The sequence below is a fragment of the Chryseobacterium sp. Mn2064 genome (assembly GCF_049319685.1).
Taxonomy (GTDB): domain Bacteria; phylum Bacteroidota; class Bacteroidia; order Flavobacteriales; family Weeksellaceae; genus Chryseobacterium.
Genome location: NZ_JBMOUE010000003.1, coordinates 530,042 through 552,080 on the forward strand (window position 1 = coordinate 530,042; position 22,039 = coordinate 552,080).

Here is a 22,039-nt window from a genome sequence, read left to right on the forward strand (position 1 = left end):
TATCGTAAATAAAGGAATCCATATCTTTGTGATATGGATTTTCTGTTACCACTCCGTAAAATTATTCACGTAGATATGGATGCATTTTATGCGTCTGTGGAACAGCATGATAATCCAACACTGAAAGGTAAACCTATTGCTGTAGGAGGCCAACACCGCGGAGTTGTTGCTGCGGCAAGCTATGAAGCAAGAAAATATGGCGTTCGTTCGGCAATGCCCAGCAAAACAGCGAAAGAAAGATGCCCTCATCTGATCTTTGTTCCTCCCCGCTTTGCCAGATATAAAGAAATCTCTAAAAAGATCCGGGAAATTTTCTATGAATATACCGACCTGGTAGAGCCTCTTTCCCTGGATGAGGCGTATCTGGATGTCACGGAAAATAAAAAAGGAATAGAATCTGCGAACCAAATCGCAAGAGAGATCCGTCAAAAAATATTTGAACAAACAGGGTTAACGGCTTCTGCGGGAATATCCGTCAATAAATTCCTTGCCAAAGTAGCTTCCGATATTAATAAACCCAACGGACAAAAAACCATTCATCCTGATAAAGTAGAACATTTTCTGGAAGAATTACCTGTTGAAAAGTTTTATGGGGTAGGAAAAGTTACGGCCAATAAAATGTTCAGTTTGGGAATTTATAAAGGAAAAGATTTAAAGAAAAGATCACTGGAAGAACTCGTGAAGATTTTCGGAAAATCCGGAGGACATTATTACAATGTGGTACGCGGCATTCATACTTCCGAAGTGAAACCTCATCGTATTCAGAAAAGTGTAGCGGTGGAAAGAACTTTCTTTGAAGATCTTTTTGATGAGCAGCAAATCAATGAAAAACTGGAAAGTCTAAGTGAGGAGCTTCATCAGCGTCTGCAGAAAAATAATATTCTGGGAAGAACTTTGACCTTAAAAATTAAGTATAAAGATTTTTCTCTTTTTACAAGAAGCATCACGAGAGAAGAATATTTCACGAATCCCGAGCAGTATTTCAATACGGGGAAAAAACTTTGGGAGCTTCGCCCTTATGACAAAGCTGTCCGTTTGCTGGGATTGTCTCTTTCTCACCTCAATACAGAGGAAAAAAAGCAAATTTCCGTTCAACTAAAAATCCCGTTTGAGGAATTTGAGAATCAGTAGATCATATTTTTTTGCTAAATTGTATACATCAAATCAGCAAAATTTATGAACCCAACAATGATTCAGTTTTTTCACTGGTATTCTGAAGGAGATGGAAAACTATGGAAAGAAGCCGAAAAACAGGCCAAATATCTCTCAAAATTAGGAATCACTTCAATATGGTTCCCTCCGGCTTATAAAGGAACAAATGGTGGGTATTCTACAGGATATGACGCTTATGATCTCTATGATCTGGGAGAGTTTGATCAAAAAGGAACCGTTTCTACCAAGTATGGTCTTAAAAAAGAATATCTCAAAGCTATCAACAGTTTAAAAAAACACAATATACAGGTTATTGTTGATATCGTTCTGGGTCATAAAGCCGGTGGTGATGAGCTGGAAAAATTCAAAGTGGTGAAGGTAGATGAAAACAACAGAGAGAAAGTTATCTCTGACATTATTGAGATAGAATCCTATACAAAATTCACCTTTCCCGGAAGAGGAAAAAAATATTCAGATTTTGAGTGGAACTTTACCTGCTTCAGCGGTGTGGATTATGCGGAAGGAATGGATTCCCACATCTACAAAATACAGTCTGAATACGGAAACGACTGGGAAGAAATGATAGATGATGAAAAAGGCAATTACGATTATCTCATGTACAACGACGTTGAGCATCGCAATCCTTTTGTTCGGGAAGAACTCAACAACTGGGCGAAATGGTATTTTGACCAGACTGATTTTGATGGAGTAAGGCTGGATGCTTTAAAACATATCTCTTTTGATTTTTATAAAGAATGGGTTACTCTTTTGCGCTCCAATTCAGGGAAGGATATTTTTGCTGTTGGGGAATATTGGGCTCCGGGATACCTTCATCTGCTTCAAAAGTATATTGATGTAACGGAGGGTTGCATGAGTTTGTTTGACAGTTCTTTGCAAAATAATTTCCATACGGCCTCAAAGGAAGGGGCGTCTTATGATCTCAGAAATATTTTTGAAGAAACCCTTACCCAAGCCGATCCTTTGCATTCAGTAAGTCTTGTTGCCAATCATGATACACAACCGCTACAGGCTCTGGAAGCTCCTGTTGAGCCTTGGTTCAAGCCTATAGCGTATGCTTTGATCTTATTGCGAAAGGACGGCTATCCGTGTGTTTTTTATCCGGATCTTTATGGAGCACATTATGTGGATAAAGACAAAGAAGGTAATGATCAGGAGATTTTCATGCCGAAAATTGATGGTATAGAAGAGCTTTTGAAAGCAAGAAAAGATTATGCTTACGGAGAACAAAAAGATTATTTTGAGGACGCTAATTGTCTGGGATGGGTTCGTGAAGGAGATGAGCAACATGCCGGATGTGCCGTAGTTCTAAGCAATAAAGATTCTTACAACAAACCTATGGAAATGGGAATGCTTTATGCCGGTAAAAAATTCAAAGATCTTTTGAAACGGTTCAAAGACAAAGTAACCATCGATGAAAACGGCTGGGGAAATTTTCCTGTTCCCGCAGGTAATGTAAGTGTTTGGATCCCTGAATAGAATTAATATAATAAAAGCATACATGATAGTCATGTATGCTTTATACGTTTTAAAGAGTTTTTTTAGCAGTAAATATATTGGCAATACCAAATATCTTTTGCCCATTCGCAGCAGTAGCCGTCTTCGTTGGAAGTACAGCATACCCGATCTCTATTAAGACCTTCTCCTTTGATATTCATTAGTTTTTTACGATCGAGCTTTCGCCCTTGATTCAATGTTGTGTTTGGATTTTTCATAGTAAAGTATTTTTGAATTGATATAATTTAATCACTAAAACAATTATTTGGACACGGATCTGAGGTCACATAAGAATAGGTACCACAATAGCAGGTGTGTATAGGGCCTGTTGTGCCCCCTCCTGTTCCTCCACCTGGTCCACCGCCGGAAGGGGTATAGGGAATGCACCGTCCGTTTTCACATATGTCACCCGGGTTGCAGCCTCCTTCTCCAGGACCTCCGCCTGAAAAACAATAAGCCGGTTCTCCGGGAGATCCTACGAGCAAATTACGGAGTGTTTCTCTGTTCAGCTCATGCCATTTCAATTTTGCATTCATAGTATGTTGGATTTTGGTCAATGGCTTTTAGAATTCATGAGTATATAGTATACTCTTTATTTATACGGTTTGCTCGGGATCAGGGCCGCCAGTATTTCCACCACCGCCAATTCCGCCGCCAGAGCCCCAGCCTCCTGTGCCTCCAGAATTACCATTACCGCCATTATTTCCGGAAAGTTCACATCCGTAAGGGCCACAAACATATGGATATAAGCACTGTCCTCCTCTGGCTGATACATTTGTACAGATATCGATATTACCTGCCTGTATTTTTTTGAGAATATCTCTGCTCAGTGGGTTCTTAGAAATTTTTGTTTTCATAATTATTATATTTTTAAAGTTTGGCAAATCAAATATACACAAAAAATAAAATAATAACCAATTCATTAACAATACAATACCAATTTCATCTTATATACTTATTTCTTCGTAAACAAATAAGTAACCCATCTTTATATTTACTTTTCAGATTTCGACCTACTGCTTACTTTCTGCAATACTTCGTTCAATTTTTTGCAACTCCAGAATTTCAGGGATTTCAGAATTATCGGAAATTCTCCCTGTTCTGGCGAACTCAGCCCAAAGAGCTCTTAGTTTTTTTCCATTCTCATGAATACGATTCCAGGGAATATCTTTCAGCATTTCGGATGATTTCCATGCAGATTCATTACCGAAGATCAAAGGAAGATCAATACAGTGAGAAGCTCCTATGTGATTCGCTTTTAATTTGGAAAATATTCTGAACAGGTAAACATTTCCTCCTCCATTGACATGATTTTCTGCAAACTTACGGGCAGGCTTTCCATAGATGAATTCTGTAGATTTTTCCACCGTCTTATCCAGAATTTTCAAACCTATACCCTTTCCGAAATATTTATTTAAGGCTTCAGAAGTTTTTAGATAGAAAGCAGTTTCATCATTATTTAACCCGATAAGTACATCATATTGAGGAGCATTTTCTTTCCATTTCCCTAAAGATTCTTCTTCTTTACACAAAGGAGGAAAACCATATTGAGTACCGAAAGGCATTGCGGCTTTCAACCCATATTTGATCACAGAGGGTACCAGTTTTCCATAATAGTCCATCATTTTCTGAACATCTGATTCATCTTTCAAAAATTCGGTTTTCTTCAGAAATTCTTCGGACATTCTCTGCCTTTTATAACGCAGCCCCAATGGTGCACTCTGGATAATCAGACGTTGGAAAAGGCCTTCTACTCCATCCGAGATCATAAGGTGAGCAATAGCATCTCCTCCTGAAGATTGTCCTAAAAGAGTAATATTATTTTCATCTCCTCCAAAATCTGCAATATAATTTTTGATCCACTGTAAAGCTTCTATAATGTCGAACAAACCTAAATTGGCAGGTCTTTTTTCATTCCCACCCAAAAAACCAAAAAGTCCTAGGCGATAAGAAACGGTAACAACAATAATGTTCTGCTCTTTTACCCATTCTGCGGGATCTGCTGTGGATAAGTCTCCACATCCTATTTCATGAGAACCTCCGTGAACCCAGACTACAACAGGAAGCTTTTTATTTTCAATTCTGCTCTCAGGGAGGGTTATGGAAAGGTATTGTGTAGATTCATCAGCTTCAAAACTTTCAACAGGAGTTGCACCAATCATTTTTTCTACGAGCGGGCTTAGCTTCTGTGGGCAAACAGGAGTTTTAGCAGGGGTGATAATTTCTGAGTCTGAAGGTTTTTCAGGTAAAGGTTTTTGATACCTTTCAGAATGGGCATACCTAATACTTCTTGCTTTGATAACTCCGTTTTCCTTTAATGCTGCGATTTTTCCAAAACGGGTCTCAAAAATAATGGTGTTTCGTTGATTGGGTGTCATCTTTAAAACTGTGAAAACTTTTCTCTTTAAATTTAATTATTTAAACACAAATTCCACAAATAAATCTAAACACAAATGACGCAAATGCAATCACAAATTGATGTAGTGCTGTTACTGTTGAAAAGCTTAGTTCAGGATTTTATACTCACTCGGAGAAATGCCCACTTTGGTTTTGAACAGTCTTGTAAAATGCTGTGGATATTTAAAACCTAAATCATAAGAAATTTCACTGATTGTTTTTGCCTGATCAAGAATCTGTTCTTTGGCAATATCAATAAGTTTGTTGTGGATAAATTCCTGAGCGGAGATTCCCAGTTCTTTTTTGATCAGATCACCGAAATAATTGGCTGAAAGATTCAGTTTTTCTGCAAAATAGTTAACCATAGGAAATCCTATATTTTTTGGATTTTCAGATTTTAAATAATCATCCACCAGATTTTCAAATTTTCCAATCACTCCTTGGTTGATATGATCTCTTGTAATAAACTGACGGTCATAGAAACGCATACAGTAATTTAGAAAAAGTTCAATATTATTAACAATCAGGGATTTACTATGTTTATCAATAGACTGCTCGAGTTCAAGTTTGATATTTTTAAAACATTCGAGAACAATTTCGCGCTCTTTTTCCGAGAGATGCAAGGCTTCGTGTACTTCGTAAGAGAAGAATGAATAATCTTTGATGTGCTTGCCCAGATTTGTTCCTTTTATAAGATCTGGATGAAAAATCAAAGCAAAACCTGCCGGCTGAACAAATTTGTCTTTATTATAAATTCCATAGGTTTGTCCGGGAGCAATGAAAACCAATGTTCCTTCCTGATAGTCGTAGCTGTTTTTACCATACAACATATCTCCACACATCACATCTTTCAAAAAAACGGTATAAAATCCGAATTTTCTTTTATACTGACAGATGGGATCGGACTTGGAAAAATCAATGACGCTTACCAACGGATGCAGCGTTTCATGATTAGCCATTTTATTGTATTCCGAGACACTATTATAGATTTCAACTTCCTGATTTTCCATAGAATGAATTTAAATTCTTAATCAAAATTACTACTTTCTCAGAGAACTGAAATTGTGTCTGTAAAATTGGTAAGTAATTCGGTAATCTGTATAAGTTGGGTTTGTTTAAAAGTTTCGACTTTTGTACCGTTATGGAAACTTTTAATTCAAACATCTTTCCGAAAGGAGAAAAAGCTTCTTCAGATTATTTTTCCGGAGGAATAGCGTGGGTCCAGATTGTAAAGCCCAATGACAGTGAACTGAACTGCCAAATTGGAAATGTAACCTTTGAACCGGGATGCAGAAATAACTGGCATTCTCATAGTGGCGGACAGATTTTAATTGTAACTTCAGGAACAGGATTTTATCAGGAGAAAGGGAAGCCTGCACAAGTTTTACATTCGGGAGATGTGGTGAATATTCTTCCCCATGTAATTCATTGGCACGGCGCAGCTCCTGACAGTGAGTTTACTCATCTTGCTATTAATACGAATACCCAAAACGGAATCGTAGAATGGCTGGAGCCTGTAACGGATGAAGAATACAAGAACTTATAACACATACTTATTAAAACTTAAACTAAAAAAGATGAGCACATTTACAGTAAAAGCTTATGGCGCAGAGTCCACGACAGCGGACCTGAAAGAAATGAATATTCAAAGAAGAGAGATCACAGCTAAAGATGTTGAGATTGAAATTCTGTATTGCGGAGTTTGCCACTCTGATCTTCATACGGCAAGAAATGACTGGGGAGGATCTTTGTATCCTGTAGTTCCTGGGCACGAAATTGTAGGGAGAATTACAAAAGTAGGAAGCGAAGTTTCGAAGTTCAAAGTAGGAGATCTTGCGGGAGTAGGATGTATTGTAGACTCTTGCGGACATTGCGACAGCTGCCAGCACGATTTGGAACAGTACTGTCTGAACGGTTTCACAGGAACTTATAATGGCAAAGACAAGCATTTGGGAGGTCATACTTTTGGAGGATATTCTCAAAAAGTGGTTGTAGATTCTCACCATGTATTAAAAGTACCTGAAAATCTTGATCTTGCAGCAGTAGCCCCCCTTCTTTGTGCGGGTATTACGACATGGTCTCCTTTAAAACACTGGAACGTAGGTCCGGGATCTAAAGTAGCCGTTGTTGGATTAGGAGGGCTAGGACATATGGCCATCAAACTTGCTAAAGGATTGGGGGCTGAAGTCACTTTATTTTCGAGAACTCCGGGAAAAACTGAGGATGCCAAGCAATTAGGTGCAGACCATGTTGTTATTTCAACAGACGATACACAGATGGAATCTGTAAAAGGAAAATTTGATGTGATTATTGACACCGTTCCTTATGTACATGATGTAAATCCGTATGTTGCTACACTAAATATTAACGGAACCCTGGTTCTTGTAGGATATTTAGGAGGTTTGGAACCTATTCTGAATACAGTTCCTATGATTATGGGAAGAAAGTCTGTGGCAGGTTCTGTTATCGGAGGTATTGCTGAAACTCAGGAATTGCTGGATTTCTGTGGTGAGCACAATATTGTTTCAGAAATTGAGCTGATCAAAATGCAGGATATCAATGAAGCCTATGAAAGAATGCTGAAAAGCGATGTAAGATACCGTTTCGTGATCGATATGGAGTCTTTGTAATTCTTTTATAAGATATTATATTAACAGAAACAGGACCTTCAGATTGAAGGTTCTGTTTTTATTTTTTTAGATTCTGGCTAAAAGTATTCTGATCATTATTCATCATATATCTGTTTCCTTCCGCATCTTTGTTTTCATTTCTTTCCATATCGTGAAAGGCCCAGGCTGCCATGGCATCAATAACAGGAGCCAGTTCATTTCCTGCTTCACTCAGTTTATAGGTTACATGAGGAGGGACTACTGGTTTTGCAGTTCTGATAATTAAACCATCGGCTTCCAGCTGCTTCAGATGTTGAATCAGCATCTTTTCTGTTACGGCTGGAATCGACTTTTTCAATTCGCTGTATCTTTTTTCTCCGGTAGAAAGATTGAACAGGATGATTGGTTTCCAAAATCCTCCAATTCTTTCCATAACGTACATTACAGGACAATCCTGTACAATCTTTTTATTTTCCTGAATGGTTGAACTTTCTTTAATGGCTGTCATATTTACATACTTTAGGGTAAGTACTTGTATAAAAGTAAGTACAAATATAACTTTGTTGTCAGAAATAAAAAAATATTTATTATGAAAATTGTAATCACCGGATCATTAGGAAATGTAGCCAAACCGTTAACTCAACAATTACTTTCAGTAGGTCATCACCTTACTGTAATCAGCAGTACCGATGCGAGAAAACAGGATATTGAAGCTTTAGGAGCTACTGCTGCTATAGGATCTATAACAGATGTAGATTTTTTAACAAAAACTTTTGAGGGAGCAGATGCTGTTTTTGTGATGACCCCTCCTGCCATCAGTGCCAGTAATATTGTTGAAAATACGACACAGGCAGGAAAAAATTACGCCGAAGCATTGAAGAATGCTCATGTAAAAAGAGCGGTTATGCTAAGCAGTGTTGGTGCTGCGTCTCCAATAGAAAATGGACCGATAAAAGGTCTTCATCATATTGAAAATCTATACCGCGACGTAGAAAATACTTCTTTTACTTTTTTGAGAGCCGGATATTTTTATAATAATTTTTTTAACGATATTCCATTGATACAAAATGCGGGAATCATTGGTGGAAATTATCCGGAAAATACTGAAATTCCGGTTGTACATCCCCAAGATATCGCTGAGGCAGCTGCGGAAGAGCTTGTGAAAAATGAAACCGGAAAAAGTATACGATACATTGTAAGTGATCTCCGAAAAGCTTCTGACTTTGCTAAAATTTTAGGGACTTCTGTCAGTAAACCGGAACTTCCATGGGTAGAGTTCTCTGATGAGGATTCATTGAATGGCATGCTTCAAGCAGGTCTTCCAAAAGACATGGCTGAGTTATATGTAGAAATGGGCCTTGGATTGAGAAAAGGAGTCGTACAGAAAGATTTCATTGAACATGGATCACCTGTTGCCGGAAGTATTAAACTGGAAGATTTTGCAAAGGAATTTTCTTCTAAGTTTTAATAATCTTTTCAGGTAAAGCTCCAGAAATAACATTTTTAACGGGATTCGGCGCACCTTTGGTGCGCCGAATCTTGTTGTATATGATCGTAATCTTTATTATTTGTCTTCTTTCAGTATTCCTTTTAATACTTTGAATTTCCCATCAATGGGCTGGTCTATCTTTAAGCCTAAGATATCGGCAACTAAAGGATAAACGTTAATATTGGCAAATTCATCAATAACCAGATTATTTTTAAATTCAGGTCCCCAGGCAAAGAATGTGGCTTTCATTTCCGGAACTTCTTTAGGGTTGTAACCATGTTTTCCTACTGAAGTTTTCTTTCCTTTTTCTAAGAAGATCTTAGGTGCTTTTGGCATCAGAAGAATTTGTCCTATTCTGTTGTACTTATCGTCTCTTGTTGCAAAATGCAGATATTTAGGAAGCTTTTTATCCAAATAAACTTCGTAATCTTCGGTTTTGTTAGCTTTAAGTTGTTTATACACCGATTTTACCTCATCCGGATTTTTAACATATACTCTTAACAAGGTCTGAGAATTATAGAAATCGAATCTGTTTTTATCAAAAAGAAGAGCCGGAATTTCCAATGGAGTTCCACCATCTACTTTGATCATTCCGTGGTCTGAAACAAAAACGAAATTAACATTTTTTAATCCTAATCCATTTACTTTCTGTACCAAATCTCCTATTGCCTGATCGATCAGATGAACAGCAGTTTCAGTTTCCGGAGTATCGGGGCCGTAGTGATGTCCGCTTCCGTCTACTTCAGGAAAATATAATGAAATAAAGTGTGGTCTTTTATCTTCAGGCAGCTTTAGCCAATTCACTACTTTTCCAACTTTTTCGGAAGGGGTAAATTTTTCGTGATAAGGATAATAATAAGTAGGTCTCATTCCTCCTGCATCACTTGCAGAGCCTACCCACATCAAAGAGGCAGATACGTTACCTTGCTTTTCAGCCAATGCCCAAAGTGGTGTTCCTCCATACCAGCTTCCATCTTCTGCATTTTTCTTGCTGTTCATCGCATAAGACTCTTTTTTCTTATAATCGTAGAAAAAGTTATCGATAAGTCCATGATGAGAAGGATATAATCCGGTGATCAGACTCCAGTGGTTAGGAAATGTGATGCTTGGATAACTTGGAATCATTGCTTTAGCCTGCACTCCGCTGTTGGATAACTTTAGCAGGTTCTCAGCATTATATTTTTTAGCATAATCGTATCGAAAACCGTCTGTAGAAATCATGATTACATAAGGTTTCGACTGGGCTTCCGGGCTGTTATGACGGCCTGGAACAATTACCTGAGCTGTATCACTAGTAACCTGTTGTGCAAAAGCTGTAAAAGAGATCAGTAACAGTAAAAGATGTATTCCTCGCTTCATTATTTAAAATTTTCAGCAAAGTTACGTTCTATACTCCGGCCTGAAAAGTTTACTGTATTAAAAGTATATTAAAACCTTTTATTCCATTACCAACCAACACGTTATTAAATATCCCTTTTCATTTCGAACTGAGACACCCAATTGTTTAATCCAATAGTTTTTTCAAGAAATTTTGTAGTATTTTCAGAAGCTTCATCCACGTTATTGAAAGATATTGGCTGCTTTTGATTGATATCTTTTATCGCTTTAAAAAGTTTTGTTCCTATTCCCTGATTTCTATATTTCTGGTCTACCGCAATTTGATATACTTTTTTTGAAACAGGGTGATAAATAATATATCCTACCAGTATTTCGTCTTTGAAGGCTCCTAATTTCAATACGTCTTTCTTTATATTTTCAAGTATCGAATTTTTTCCCTGCCATGAAGGTTCAATATCCCAGAAAGAACGGAATTTTTCCCATTGAAAATCTTCAAGTTCCTGAATAGATACTTCATTATTTTCTTTTACTGAATTAATATTACCATGGAAGCAAAGGAATTTTCTCACTATGGAAAAACCTAAGTTTTCATATGCTCTAATTGCTCCTTCATTCCCTTGAATAACTTCGAGAAGCAATACCTCAGCATTTCTTTCTTTCAATTGAGGAATAATAAAGTCATACATTTTCCTCACCAGACCTTTTCCTCTGAATTCCGGAACGATACCTGTTCCTCCGTTATAGATTATTTTTCTACCTTCTTCCTCTTTTTCTGCCTGAAGGATGAAACTTACCAGTTGATCATTTTCAAAGGCTCCAACGGAGATATTCAGATCCAGTTTTTCAGAATCGAGCTTTAAGAGTAAAACTTCTTTGGTAAGATGAAAAGGAACAATATAATCTGAAAATGAATGATTGAAAACTGATAAAAGTTCGTCTATTGAAATATGGGATAAGGTCTTAAATTCCATTGTCTGCAAAAAATTATAAGGCTAAGAAACTGCCTTTTATTACGAATTAGGATATACACAAATATATGAATTTTAAAGCATCCTTCCTGAAACAGACTTCTCTGAAAAAATGATACCCCTGAAAAATCAGAGGTATTCATCACTAAATATTTAAGGTGTATTAAAAAAAATTATTCTTTAATCAATTTTTCATAAGATGTGCTACCATCTTTAAGCTGAATTTCAAGATAATAACTTCCTGTTCTAAGATCCTGAACATTGATGTTTTCTCCATTCACTTGTACAGATTTTACTTTTCTTCCTGTAGCATCATAGATATCAACAACCTTTATCTTATCAGCATTCTTAAAGTTCACGGTTTCTTTTGCCGGATTTGGATAAACAGATACCTGTGTATTCTTTGCAGAAGCTTCATTTACTGCTAGAGTTCCAGTCAAAGTAAGTGCAGCATATCCTCTTCCTGCATCATGATACCCTAAAGAAGTTCCTGATCCTTTTCTTGAATAAAAGATATTGATTGTACCTGCCGCGTTAGGAATAGCAAAGTCACCTGCCCCTCCGGAAAGCGATCTTGTTGCAACAACAGTTCTTGTGGTTCCTGATACTGTATTGGAAGTTTCTGTCCAATCCTGAGAAGCATCCACTGTAGGGGTTGTCATTCCGATGAATGTATAGTCTCTGTTAGCCGAAGAATTATAGATAAATCCATCACTACCTGGAGCCATTCCTCCCGTAGAAGATCCGTTACCGCCAAATCCTATTCCCAACATCGAGTTGCTGTCTCCAGTCACCGTAAGAGTTACTCCTGTAGGAGAAGTGTCTAATTTTACCGTCATGGATGTAGCCGGTAAGTTTACCGTTCCTGACGAAAACTGTGCCCACGCAAGGTTTGCCAGGGCTAAACTAATTGTTAGTAGAGTTTTTTTCATATCAATTTTTTAAAAGATTTATAATTTCCTTGTTATTGGTTTGCAATGCATATTCAAATGGGGTCATTCCCGCTGAATCTTTTTTTGTTTTGTCTGCTTTATATTGTATCAGCAGTTGTACCAGTTCTTTGTTTCCAAATTTTACAGCCCAAAATAAAGGGGTAAATCCTGTAGAATCTGCAATATTAGGGTCAGCATTTTTCTTTAAAAGACTTTCTGTAAGATCTCTGTTGTATTTTACAGCCAGCCCGGCCAATGCTGTTCCTTCGCGGCTTTTATAGTTGACATCTTTTACATGGTTTATCAGAAAGTTGGCAACTTCTGTATTTCCTCTGTAACAGGCCAAAATGAGGGGTGAAAAACCATTTTCATTAACCTGATTAATGATATCGGGGTTTTGCTTCATCAAATCCTGTACTTCGGTAACCGTTCCGCTTCTTGCAATATCAAAGATTGATTTTGCTTTTTCCTGAGCATATAATAATGAGCCCAGGAAGATTCCTAAGACTAGCATTACTGTTCTCATTGTTTCAGCATGGTATAGTTATATTCAACATTTACATTTTCTGCCACTTTTTTAGTGACCATTTTAGGGATGGTAACTTTATAATCTGCAGGTTTTACCACGAAAGCTCCCTGCATATAAATTTTACCGTCTTTTGAATAGATTGTAGCTGATGAAGAAACCGCTTTATCTACTCCATGGAAGTTAAGAGTACCCTGAACGGTATATTTCTGAGGGCTTGCAGTAAGTTTTGTTTTATCAAAATTCACAACCTTTCCTTTGAATGTTGTTTTAGGATACTTCGCTGTTTCTGCGTAGCTTTCGTTGAAGTGCTCTTCCATTAATTTTGTTTTAAAATGAAAGTTCTTCACTGTAGAAACAGATGCCATTTCACCATTATCTGCATTTAAGATGACTATGTTGTTATCATCCTGAGCATAAATATCATCAAAGAGAGGTACTGAAGCTTCAAAGCTTAGCTTCCCTGTTTTTGTGCTATACTTCTGTGCGGAAACATATCCTGCAGAAAACACCAATACGCCTAATAATACTAATTTTTTCATATCAATTTTTTTAATTTTCAGTTAATCCGTCTGCTTTCCATTTTATGAAAATATTGATCTGTGCTGAAGACAGAGATCCTCCTTGTGGCATTTTACCGGGAACTCCGTTGGCTCTTTGAATACGGTCTAGAATACCATCAATATTATTTTTCACCTGATCGTAAGTAACCAATGGCTTAAAGCTTGCAGCCGAATGGCAACTTGCGCAGTTGTTATCCATGATAGGTTTTATATCTGCGGTATAGTTCACAGGTACTGTGATAGGTGTATTGTCTGAGATTTCTTCATAGGTTCTACTTTCACAGGCTATCAATAGAGTTGCTGCTGATGCCACCAATAATAATGTTAACTTTTTCATATTAAAAAACTCTATAAAGATTAAACCCAAAGAAAATATGCCCTTTTCCCCAATTTCCTGTAGCATTGGTAAGATATCCGATATCGGAATTGATCTGGGAATTGGTAAATAAAAGCTGGAAAATGTGTCCTCCCGTTTCCAGATCCAGTCCTAGTGAAAGAGGATTTTTGTAGAAACTGTGATTATCAAAATTCACAAAGTATTCTGCATTCACAGAAATTCTTTTAGAGATCTTGTAACGTCCTCCTAATCCTGCTAAAAACTGGTTTTTGTTTTCGATATTGGGATCATAAAGATTTTTATGAACATATGAAGGTGTTAGCTGTAATGATAACTTATCATTGAAACGTCTTGAAATAAGAGCTTGTGTAAGATAAGAAAGTCTGTCGCTGAACGTAAGGTAAGGATAAGCATCTTTACTCAGTTCAGTATTGGCTCCCATTACGTTGTATCCTACGATATCTACCGGAAAGTTTTCATTTTGTCTTAGCAATCGGTATTTTACCCCTCCTTCAAAAGTTTTCATATTGGTTTCTCTTGAAAGGCTTACTGATACGGCATCTGTAAGTCCATAGATTACGCCTAATTTGGTAGAGGCATGATCAAGTCCAAAAAAGTCTTTGAATCCTGCACTTACATCTCCGAATCTATGGGCCACAACAATATACCATTCTTTTTTGGCGGCAAGTTTTGTAGATTGGCCTGTAGCAATCTGAAGTGCTTTAAAGGCGGGTTGTGAAATTTCTGTAGTGGTTTTTACAGTGTCGATATCTTTCAACAGATCTTCCTGTGCAAAGGCGAGACCTGATGAAAATATCGACAAAAATAAGAGAGTTTTTGTCATAAACTAATCCATTAAATTATTGTTATGACAAACTTATAGAGTTATCAATTCAAAATCAGGTGATAAAAGTCACCGAAAGAATTGTTTTTATCAATCATAAAGATATACTTTTCAAACAAGCTAAATTAGACATTACTAACTTTTTCATTTACAGGAACTTTTATCCCTGCTTTGGTTTGTAAAATTTCTCCTTCATTTTCAATTTTTTTCATAACGCGGCTCACTACTTCTCTGGAAGTTCCCAAACTGTTGGCAATTTCACGATGTGTAAGCTTGATAGGGTTGTTTCCTGTGGAAGAAATCTGCTGTTTGATGTAATTGAGAACTCTCTTATCCAACCTGTGAAAAACAGCGTCATTCACCATGTTCATCACTTCTGAGAATCTGCGGTCGTACTCGTGATAAAATACTTTATTGATTTCAGGGAATCTGGTAAGCCATTCATGCATAATGGAAACCGGGATCAGGATTGCTTTGGAGTCTTCTTCTGCAATAGCATATACTCTGCTGATGTAATCGGTAAGAATAGATGAAAAGGTCATCAGACAGCTATCTTTTGGCTTTATATAATAATAGATAAGTTCTCTTCCATCATTCAAGGTGAACACTTTGATGGAACCTTCCACAAGAAAGGGTACAAATTTATTTTTCTGTCCTTCTCTTATGATTTCTGTTTTTGCTTTGATATCAATAACAACAGCATGTTTCTCCAGTTCAGATAAAAAATCAGCTCCTAAAAACCCAAATTTACTTATAGCGAATGAGTTATCAATCATATTTTATATTTTCTACTTTTTCTTAAACAAATATATAAAATTGATATATGGTTATGATATGTTTTTATTTTATTAAAAAAAATTAACAATTCTAAAAAATCTATTAGAAGCAAAAAACTAATAGAATAAATACTAAGATGTGAATGGAAATTATGAGCTTTAAGAAGTAAACAAACAATAATTTTAAATAAAAATGCCTCAGTAAAAAACTGAGGCATTCTATTTTATTGTTAAAGAAATCTTATGCTTGAACGTTGTTTCCTCCTAATACGAAAGGCTCAACTTCTTTGATTTCTCCGAACTGCTGCTCGTAGTTAGCGATGTTCTGTTGAAGAGCGCTTAATACTCTTTTAGCGTGAAGTGGAGCAAGAATAACTCTTGATCTTACTTTAGCCTGCTGAACACCTGGCATCAACTGAATAAAGTCTACTACAAATTCAGATGGAGAGTGGTTTACCAATGCTAAGTTAGCATAGATACCAGCAGCTACCATTTCGTTTAATTCGATGTTGATGTTTCCGTCTTGTGGATTTTGATTGTTGTCCATTGTTATAAATTATGTTTTTAAAATTCGAAATTTGAGATTGTGAAAATATAAAAATAATTCCAAATCCCAAATTTCAAATCATTAATTTTAGTTAAGGTCTTCGAATTCTTTCTTAGAACCTACGATAACACTTTGATACTCTTTAAGACCTGTACCTGCAGGGATTCTGTGACCTACAATTACATTTTCTTTAAGACCGTTAAGATCATCTACCTTACCAGCAACCGCAGCTTCGTTAAGAACTTTAGTTGTTTCCTGGAATGATGCTGCAGACATGAACGACTTCGTTTGAAGTGCTGCTCTTGTAATACCTTGCAGTACAGGAGTTGCCGTAGCAGGAAGAGCTTCTCTTACTTCTACTAAGCTTTGATCTTCACGTCTCAACTTAGAGTTTTCGTCTCTTAATTCTCTTGCAGTAATCATCTGACCTGGTTGGAATTCTTTAGAATCTCCAGCATCTACTACTACTTTAAGACCGAATACTCTGTTGTTTTCTTCCAAGAAGTCATATTTGTGCTCAAGAGCTCCTTCAAGGAATTGAGTATCACCTCCATCTACGATAGATACTTTCGTCATCATCTGTCTAACAATAATTTCGAAGTGTTTATCATCGATTTTTACCCCCTGTAGACGGTAAACTTCCTGAATTTCGTTTACTAAGTATTCCTGAACCGCAGTTGGGCCTTTAATTCTTAAGATATCTTCCGGAGTAATAGATCCGTCTGATAATGGAGAACCAGCTCTTACGAAGTCATTCTCCTGAACCAAGATCTGGTTGGAAAGTTTTACTAGGTAAATTTTTCTTTCTCCAGTTTTAGCTTCAACAATAAGTTCACGGTTACCTCTCTTAATTTTTCCGTAAGAAACTACCCCGTCGATTTCAGTAACAACCGCTGGGTTTGAAGGGTTTCTTGCTTCGAATAATTCGGTAACTCTCGGAAGACCTCCGGTGATATCCCCTGCTTTTGCAGATTTTCTTGGGATCTTAATTAGGACTTTACCAGCCTTAATTTTTTCACCGTCGTTAACCATTAAGTGGGCTCCTACCGGAAGGTTGTATCCTTTTTGTTCAACTCCTTTAGAGTCTACTACTTTTAAGGTAGGTACCGCTTTTTTATTTCTAGATTCAGAGATTACTTTCTCTTCGAATCCTGTTGCTTCGTCAATTTCCAATTGGAATGAAATACCCTGGATGATATCCTCGTATTCTACCTTACCAGAAGTTTCTGCAATGATTACTGCGTTATAGGCATCCCACTTACAGATTGTATCTCCTTTTTTCACTTTATCACCTGGCTTCACAGATAATATAGATCCGTAAGGTACGTTAGCTACCATTAATGGAGTTCTAGACTCATTATCAGCAACTAATCTGAATTCTGTTGAACGAGAAACTACTACTTCAGTTGTGTTACCGTTTTCGTCTTCAGAAGTAATTGTTCTTACTTCATCCATTTCAACGATACCATCTCTTCTTGCAACGATAGATGGGTTTTCTGATACGTTTCCTGCAGTACCCCCCTGGTGGAAAGTTCTCAACGTAAGCTGAGTACCTGGTTCCCCAATTGACTGTGCTGCAATTACACCTACCGCTTCACCCATGTGGATCACTTTACCTGTTGCTAAGTTTCTACCGTAACATTTCGCACAGATACCTTTCTTAGCTTCACAAGTTAATGGTGAACGAACCTCCACTGCTTCTAATCCAGCTTCTTCGATTCTCTTCGCCAATTCTTCAATGATCACCTGGTCTGCACTTGCAATAAGCTCGTCAGTTTCAGGATCGTAAATATTATGAAGAGATACTCTACCTAAGATTCTTTCAGAGATTCTTTCAACGATCTCGTCATTTTTCTTAAGCGCAGTAACTTCTGTTCCTCTTAGTGTTCCACAGTCGTCTTCTGTAACGATAACGTCCTGAGCAACATCTACCAATCTTCTCGTTAGGTAACCAGCATCGGCTGTCTTAAGAGCGGTATCCGCAAGACCCTTACGAGCACCGTGGGTAGAGATAAAGTATTCTAAGATGGAAAGACCTTCTTTAAAGTTTGCAAGGATCGGGTTTTCGATGATCTCCGCACCGGTAGAACCAGCTTTTTGCGGTTTCGCCATCAAACCTCTCATCCCTGATAACTGACGGATCTGTTCCTTAGAACCCCTCGCCCCAGAGTCAAGCATCATATATACAGAGTTGAAACCTCCTTGGTCAACTTTCATTCTGCTCATGATCATCTCAGTTAATCCAGCGTTGGTATTAGTCCAAACGTCGATTACCTGGTTGTAACGTTCTGTATCGGTAATTAGACCCATGTTATAGTTAGCTCTAATTTCGTCTACTGTTTCAATGGAAGTAGCGATCATTTGTTTTTTCTCAACAGGAACTACGATATCTCCTAGTGAGAATGAAAGACCTCCTTTGAATGCGTTTGAATATCCTAAGTCTTTCATTGCATCAAGGAACTTCACAGTTGTAGGGAAATCTGTATCAGCAAGGATCTTACCGATAACGTTTCTCAATGATTTCTTCGTAAGAAGTTCATTGATATATCCTACTTGCTTAGGTACAATTTGGTTGAATAGGATTCTACCTACAGAAGTTTCGATCAATCTTGTTACGATTACTCCATCTTCTTTTACTGGTAGTCTACATCTTACTTTAGCATTTAAAGATACTCTACCTTCAGCATAAGCGATTTCCGCTTCTTCAGGAGAATAGAATGCAAGACCTTCTCCTTTTACTTTCATCGTCTCTGTAGAGCTTAATTCTTTAGTCATGAAATAAAGACCAAGAACCATGTCCTGAGATGGTACTGTAATTGGAGAACCGTTTGCAGGGTTCAAGATGTTTTGAGAACCTAACATCAATAACTGAGCTTCAAGGATCGCTTCTGGTCCTAACGGTAAGTGTACCGCCATCTGGTCACCATCGAAATCGGCGTTGAATGCCGTCGTTACTAACGGGTGTAGTTGGATTGCCTTACCTTCGATCATCTTAGGTTGGAAAGCCTGAATACCCAGTCTGTGAAGAGTAGGTGCCCTGTTCAATAGTACTGGGTGACCTTTCATCACGTTTTCTAAGATATCATAAACTACTGGTTCTTTTCTATCGATAATTCTCTTTGCAGATTTTACTGTTTTTACGATACCTCTCTCGATTAGTTTTCTAATGATGAATGGTTTGTAAAGCTCAGCTGCCATATCTTTAGGAATACCACATTCGTGAAGCTGTAAGTTTGGACCTACAACAATTACCGAACGCGCAGAGTAGTCAACCCTTTTTCCTAGTAGGTTCTGACGGAAACGACCTTGCTTACCTTTCAATGAATCAGAAAGTGATTTCAATGGTCTGTTTGATTCAGATTTTACTGCAGAAGATTTTCTTGTGTTGTCGAATAATGAATCTACTGATTCCTGAAGCATACGCTTCTCATTTCTTAAGATTACTTCAGGAGCTTTGATCTCCAATAATCTCTTCAAACGGTTATTTCTGATGATTACTCTTCTATAAAGGTCATTCAAGTCAGAAGTTGCGAAACGTCCTCCATCCAATGGAACCAATGGTCTTAGTTCTGGTGGGATAACTGGAAGTACACGCATGATCATCCACTCTGGTCTGTTGATCATTCTTGTATTAGCACCTCTTAATGCTTCTACAACGTTCAATCTTTTTAGAGCTTCAGTTCTTCTTTGTTTTGAACCTTCGTTGTGAGCTTTGTGTCTCAAGTCGAAAGACAATGCATCAAGATCGATTCTTTTTAATAGATCTTCAACAGCTTCAGCACCCATTCTGGCGATGAATTTGTTTGGATCAGAATCGTCAAGATATTGGTTTTCTACAGGAAGAGTTTCCATGATATCCAGGTACTCTTCTTCTGTAAGAAATTCCATATTTTCAAAATCGGAACCGTCTAATTTCTTAGCAATACCCTGCTGAATCACTACATATCTTTCGTAGTAGATAATCATATCTAATTTCTTAGAAGGGATTCCAAGAAGGTATCCGATTTTATTTGGTAATGAACGGAAATACCAGATGTGTGCAATTGGAACTACAAGGTTGATGTGCCCGATTCTCTCTCTTCTTACTTTTTTCTCAGTAACTTCTACTCCACAACGGTCACAAACGATCCCTTTGTAACGAATTCTCTTGTATTTACCACAAGCACATTCGTAATCTTTTACAGGACCAAAGATTTTCTCACAGAATAGCCCGTCTCTTTCAGGCTTGTGAGTTCTGTAGTTAATGGTTTCCGGTTTTAAAACCTCTCCTCTTGAGTCCTGTAAAATAGACTCTGGTGAAGCTAAACCGATGGTTATTTTATTAAATCTACTTGATTTATTTTTATTTGACATAAAAAATGTTTTATTCTTTATTTCTAAATCTTTTATTGTACTATTATTTTCTTAGTTTCAGGTGGATATTTTTATCCTCATCTGAATACTTAACAAGCATACTCCAAAGATCAAACTTTAATCTGTTTATTGTTCTTTTTTAAGCTTTAACAAGATTACGTTATCATATTCCGGCTGCCAGACTTTAAGAGGGTTAGAAAAAGTTTTAACAAGATCAAAATCTGTCATTTTTATTTTACTAACATTTCTCTTCAGAAGACTGCTTCTCATTGTGTAGGAAACAGCATCATTCTGGTTGTCCGCTTCAATTCCGATGAACGTCATCGTTCCTTTTTTCTGGAATCCGGATGGAAGTATAACATACTGGATGTTATTTTCCGCCAGATATCTTTCAAAAGGTATTGATGCAATCTGCTCAAAAAAGTGTTTGTCTGCCACCAATCCATCTGCAGGTATAATCTGCAAATCTGAATAAAATGCAAGTTTCCCAGGCATATCATAGGTAAAAACCTTAGAACCTGAGGGAAGGCTTTTTTTCAACTCTTCTGCAAGAGCCCGCACTTTATCTTTTTTAACTTCTGTAATGGTTTCATTACTTCCTCCTACATTATATCCCAAACTTACGTTGGTGTTAGCTTTCATCAATGCCACTGCACTTAGAAAAGCTATACACCCCAGCAACATCGACGCTGTTACAGTTTTCCCCGGTTTAATACCTGACTTCTGTAACATTAAATGTACAGCATCATACAGCATAAAGGCAACTGCCAACATCTGCATGACAAAATACCACTGTCCTATCTGCGACTGAAAGTATAGGTTATATAATACCTGTACTATAGCCCCAGCAACGAAGTAAAGTTTTAATTTCTTAAAATCAACTTTCGTAAAGGAAAGCAATACTGCATATAATATATTTGAAACAAGAAAAATAGTTCCCCACTTATTTCCGAAAACAGAACCTTCTGCATGGGGAAAACTTGATTTTATTCTCCCGCTTATTGGAACCATATTTCCGAATTCAAATTTATTATACAATAGATATACACCTGCCAGTGCAATAAATACTGCTGCTGCTTTTAATAAGTCTTTTGTTTTGGGTTTTGAATCACCGGATAAACAATATAATCCTAAAAAAAGAAGGATAAAAGCATTGTCTAACCGGGATAAAAACACCATACTGGCTGCAAGTCCCAGAAGCCATCCGTTTACTGCTCTGCCCTGCATCAACAGATTGAGCAATAAAGCGGTACAAAATAAATTAAGGTGCGCCTCTGTCAAATACAAGGTTCCGAGTGAGAAAAAAACCAATCCCAAAAATCCGACTCCTACTATTTTCCCAATCCCTCCGTCTTTAAACAAAGGCTGCATACATTTTATACTTAAAAAGAACAATACAATCTGTGCTAACCATAGTATGTAGATCATTTCCTGTTTAGGAATTGCTATCATACTATCTGCTATGATACAGAATACCATCCATAAAGGATGAAAACCATTGGTTGGGTAGATGTCATTGAATTTAAAGCCTAATCCATTCACAAAATTATGGGCTATCTGCGGATAAAAAAATCCATCATCAGCAGGAAATTTTGCAGGACTCAACAAAAAAAATAAAGCAGGAATTATAAAAAGCCAATAGCCGTATTTTTCCGTTTTGCCTAAATTCTGAAACATTATCCTTTCAATAGGG

Annotated in this window: 22 protein-coding genes; 5 read left to right on the forward strand and 17 right to left on the reverse strand. The window is 37.1% G+C overall.

From position 1 onward, the window contains the following. Positions 1 to 33 precede the first annotated feature (33 nt). Both dinB and ACL9RH_RS14940 read left to right on the forward strand, forming a co-directional pair. Entirely contained in the window at positions 34 to 1,131 is a 1,098-nt protein-coding gene (gene dinB / locus ACL9RH_RS14935) for a DNA polymerase IV (protein ID WP_422694162.1), read from the forward strand. 57 nt (positions 1,132 to 1,188) lie between these two features. Further along, positions 1,189 to 2,649 carry an alpha-amylase gene (locus ACL9RH_RS14940; RefSeq protein ID WP_422694163.1) on the forward strand — a complete coding sequence of 487 codons (1,461 nt, stop codon included), beginning with the start codon at positions 1,189 to 1,191 and terminating at the stop codon, positions 2,647 to 2,649. A gap of 62 nt (positions 2,650 to 2,711) precedes the next feature. On the opposite strand, the gene ACL9RH_RS14945 is transcribed toward ACL9RH_RS14940, so the two are convergent. The 5 genes from ACL9RH_RS14945 to ACL9RH_RS14965 form a co-directional block, all read right to left on the reverse strand. Beyond that, positions 2,712 to 2,885, reverse strand: a complete 174-nt coding sequence (locus ACL9RH_RS14945; RefSeq protein ID WP_422694164.1) for a hypothetical protein — start codon at positions 2,883 to 2,885, stop codon at positions 2,712 to 2,714. A gap of 27 nt (positions 2,886 to 2,912) precedes the next feature. Further along, positions 2,913 to 3,203, reverse strand: a complete 291-nt coding sequence (locus tag ACL9RH_RS14950; protein ID WP_422694165.1) for a hypothetical protein — start codon at positions 3,201 to 3,203, stop codon at positions 2,913 to 2,915. Between the two features lie 60 nt (positions 3,204 to 3,263). Next, positions 3,264 to 3,524 (reverse strand): hypothetical protein, encoded by a 261-nt coding sequence (locus ACL9RH_RS14955; protein ID WP_422694166.1) that lies wholly within the window; start codon positions 3,522 to 3,524, stop codon positions 3,264 to 3,266. A gap of 156 nt (positions 3,525 to 3,680) precedes the next feature. Further along, positions 3,681 to 5,045 (reverse strand): carboxylesterase family protein, encoded by a 1,365-nt coding sequence (locus tag ACL9RH_RS14960; protein WP_422694167.1) that lies wholly within the window; start codon positions 5,043 to 5,045, stop codon positions 3,681 to 3,683. A gap of 126 nt (positions 5,046 to 5,171) precedes the next feature. Then, the gene (locus tag ACL9RH_RS14965) at positions 5,172 to 6,074 is read right to left on the reverse strand and encodes a helix-turn-helix domain-containing protein (RefSeq protein WP_422694168.1); all 903 of its coding nucleotides are present in this window, start codon (positions 6,072 to 6,074) and stop codon (positions 5,172 to 5,174) included. Positions 6,075 to 6,205: 131 nt separating this feature from the next. On the opposite strand from ACL9RH_RS14965, the gene ACL9RH_RS14970 reads away from it, so the two are divergent. Beyond that, positions 6,206 to 6,610, forward strand: coding sequence for a cupin domain-containing protein (locus ACL9RH_RS14970; RefSeq protein ID WP_422694169.1), 405 nt, complete (start codon positions 6,206 to 6,208; stop codon positions 6,608 to 6,610). A gap of 31 nt (positions 6,611 to 6,641) precedes the next feature. After that, positions 6,642 to 7,694 (forward strand): NAD(P)-dependent alcohol dehydrogenase, encoded by a 1,053-nt coding sequence (locus tag ACL9RH_RS14975; RefSeq protein ID WP_422694170.1) that lies wholly within the window; start codon positions 6,642 to 6,644, stop codon positions 7,692 to 7,694. Between the two features lie 58 nt (positions 7,695 to 7,752). Here ACL9RH_RS14975 and ACL9RH_RS14980 read toward each other — a convergent pair whose 3' ends face one another. Further along, a complete protein-coding gene (locus ACL9RH_RS14980) occupies positions 7,753 to 8,181 on the reverse strand; it encodes a winged helix-turn-helix transcriptional regulator (RefSeq protein ID WP_422694171.1) in 429 nt (142 codons plus the stop codon). An 81-nt stretch (positions 8,182 to 8,262) separates the two neighbouring features. Between ACL9RH_RS14980 and ACL9RH_RS14985 the strand changes: the two genes are divergently transcribed. Further along, on the forward strand, positions 8,263 to 9,141 hold the full coding sequence (locus ACL9RH_RS14985; protein WP_422694172.1) for an NAD(P)H-binding protein: 879 nt from the start codon (positions 8,263 to 8,265) through the stop codon (positions 9,139 to 9,141). 96 nt (positions 9,142 to 9,237) lie between these two features. Here ACL9RH_RS14985 and ACL9RH_RS14990 read toward each other — a convergent pair whose 3' ends face one another. From ACL9RH_RS14990 to ACL9RH_RS15040, 11 genes are all read right to left on the reverse strand, one after another. After that, on the reverse strand, positions 9,238 to 10,521 hold the full coding sequence (locus ACL9RH_RS14990; protein WP_422694173.1) for an ectonucleotide pyrophosphatase/phosphodiesterase: 1,284 nt from the start codon (positions 10,519 to 10,521) through the stop codon (positions 9,238 to 9,240). A gap of 104 nt (positions 10,522 to 10,625) precedes the next feature. Next, entirely contained in the window at positions 10,626 to 11,471 is an 846-nt protein-coding gene (locus ACL9RH_RS14995; protein ID WP_422694174.1) for a GNAT family N-acetyltransferase, read from the reverse strand. 170 nt (positions 11,472 to 11,641) lie between these two features. Next, a complete protein-coding gene (locus ACL9RH_RS15000; protein WP_422694175.1) occupies positions 11,642 to 12,400 on the reverse strand; it encodes a T9SS type A sorting domain-containing protein in 759 nt (252 codons plus the stop codon). Between the two features lies 1 nt (position 12,401). Beyond that, entirely contained in the window at positions 12,402 to 12,926 is a 525-nt protein-coding gene (locus tag ACL9RH_RS15005; RefSeq protein WP_422694176.1) for an ankyrin repeat domain-containing protein, read from the reverse strand. Continuing rightward, positions 12,923 to 13,468 carry a YceI family protein gene (locus ACL9RH_RS15010; RefSeq protein WP_422694177.1) on the reverse strand — a complete coding sequence of 182 codons (546 nt, stop codon included), beginning with the start codon at positions 13,466 to 13,468 and terminating at the stop codon, positions 12,923 to 12,925. Before ACL9RH_RS15010 ends, ACL9RH_RS15005 begins: the two co-directional genes overlap by 4 nt. A 10-nt stretch (positions 13,469 to 13,478) precedes the next feature. Next, positions 13,479 to 13,826 (reverse strand): c-type cytochrome, encoded by a 348-nt coding sequence (locus ACL9RH_RS15015; RefSeq protein WP_422694178.1) that lies wholly within the window; start codon positions 13,824 to 13,826, stop codon positions 13,479 to 13,481. A gap of 1 nt (position 13,827) precedes the next feature. Beyond that, a complete protein-coding gene (locus tag ACL9RH_RS15020; protein WP_422694179.1) occupies positions 13,828 to 14,670 on the reverse strand; it encodes a DUF5777 family beta-barrel protein in 843 nt (280 codons plus the stop codon). A gap of 125 nt (positions 14,671 to 14,795) precedes the next feature. Beyond that, the gene (locus ACL9RH_RS15025; protein ID WP_422694180.1) at positions 14,796 to 15,446 is read right to left on the reverse strand and encodes a Crp/Fnr family transcriptional regulator; all 651 of its coding nucleotides are present in this window, start codon (positions 15,444 to 15,446) and stop codon (positions 14,796 to 14,798) included. A 241-nt stretch (positions 15,447 to 15,687) separates the two neighbouring features. Continuing rightward, complete coding sequence (locus tag ACL9RH_RS15030; protein WP_027375539.1) at positions 15,688 to 15,993, reverse strand: DUF3467 domain-containing protein; 306 nt, start codon at positions 15,991 to 15,993, stop codon at positions 15,688 to 15,690. 87 nt (positions 15,994 to 16,080) lie between these two features. Further along, positions 16,081 to 20,346 carry a DNA-directed RNA polymerase subunit beta' gene (rpoC, locus tag ACL9RH_RS15035; protein ID WP_422694181.1) on the reverse strand — a complete coding sequence of 1,422 codons (4,266 nt, stop codon included), beginning with the start codon at positions 20,344 to 20,346 and terminating at the stop codon, positions 16,081 to 16,083. Positions 20,347 to 20,472: 126 nt separating this feature from the next. Beyond that, complete coding sequence (locus ACL9RH_RS15040) at positions 20,473 to 22,023, reverse strand: hypothetical protein (RefSeq protein ID WP_422694182.1); 1,551 nt, start codon at positions 22,021 to 22,023, stop codon at positions 20,473 to 20,475. Positions 22,024 to 22,039: the final 16 nt, after the last annotated feature.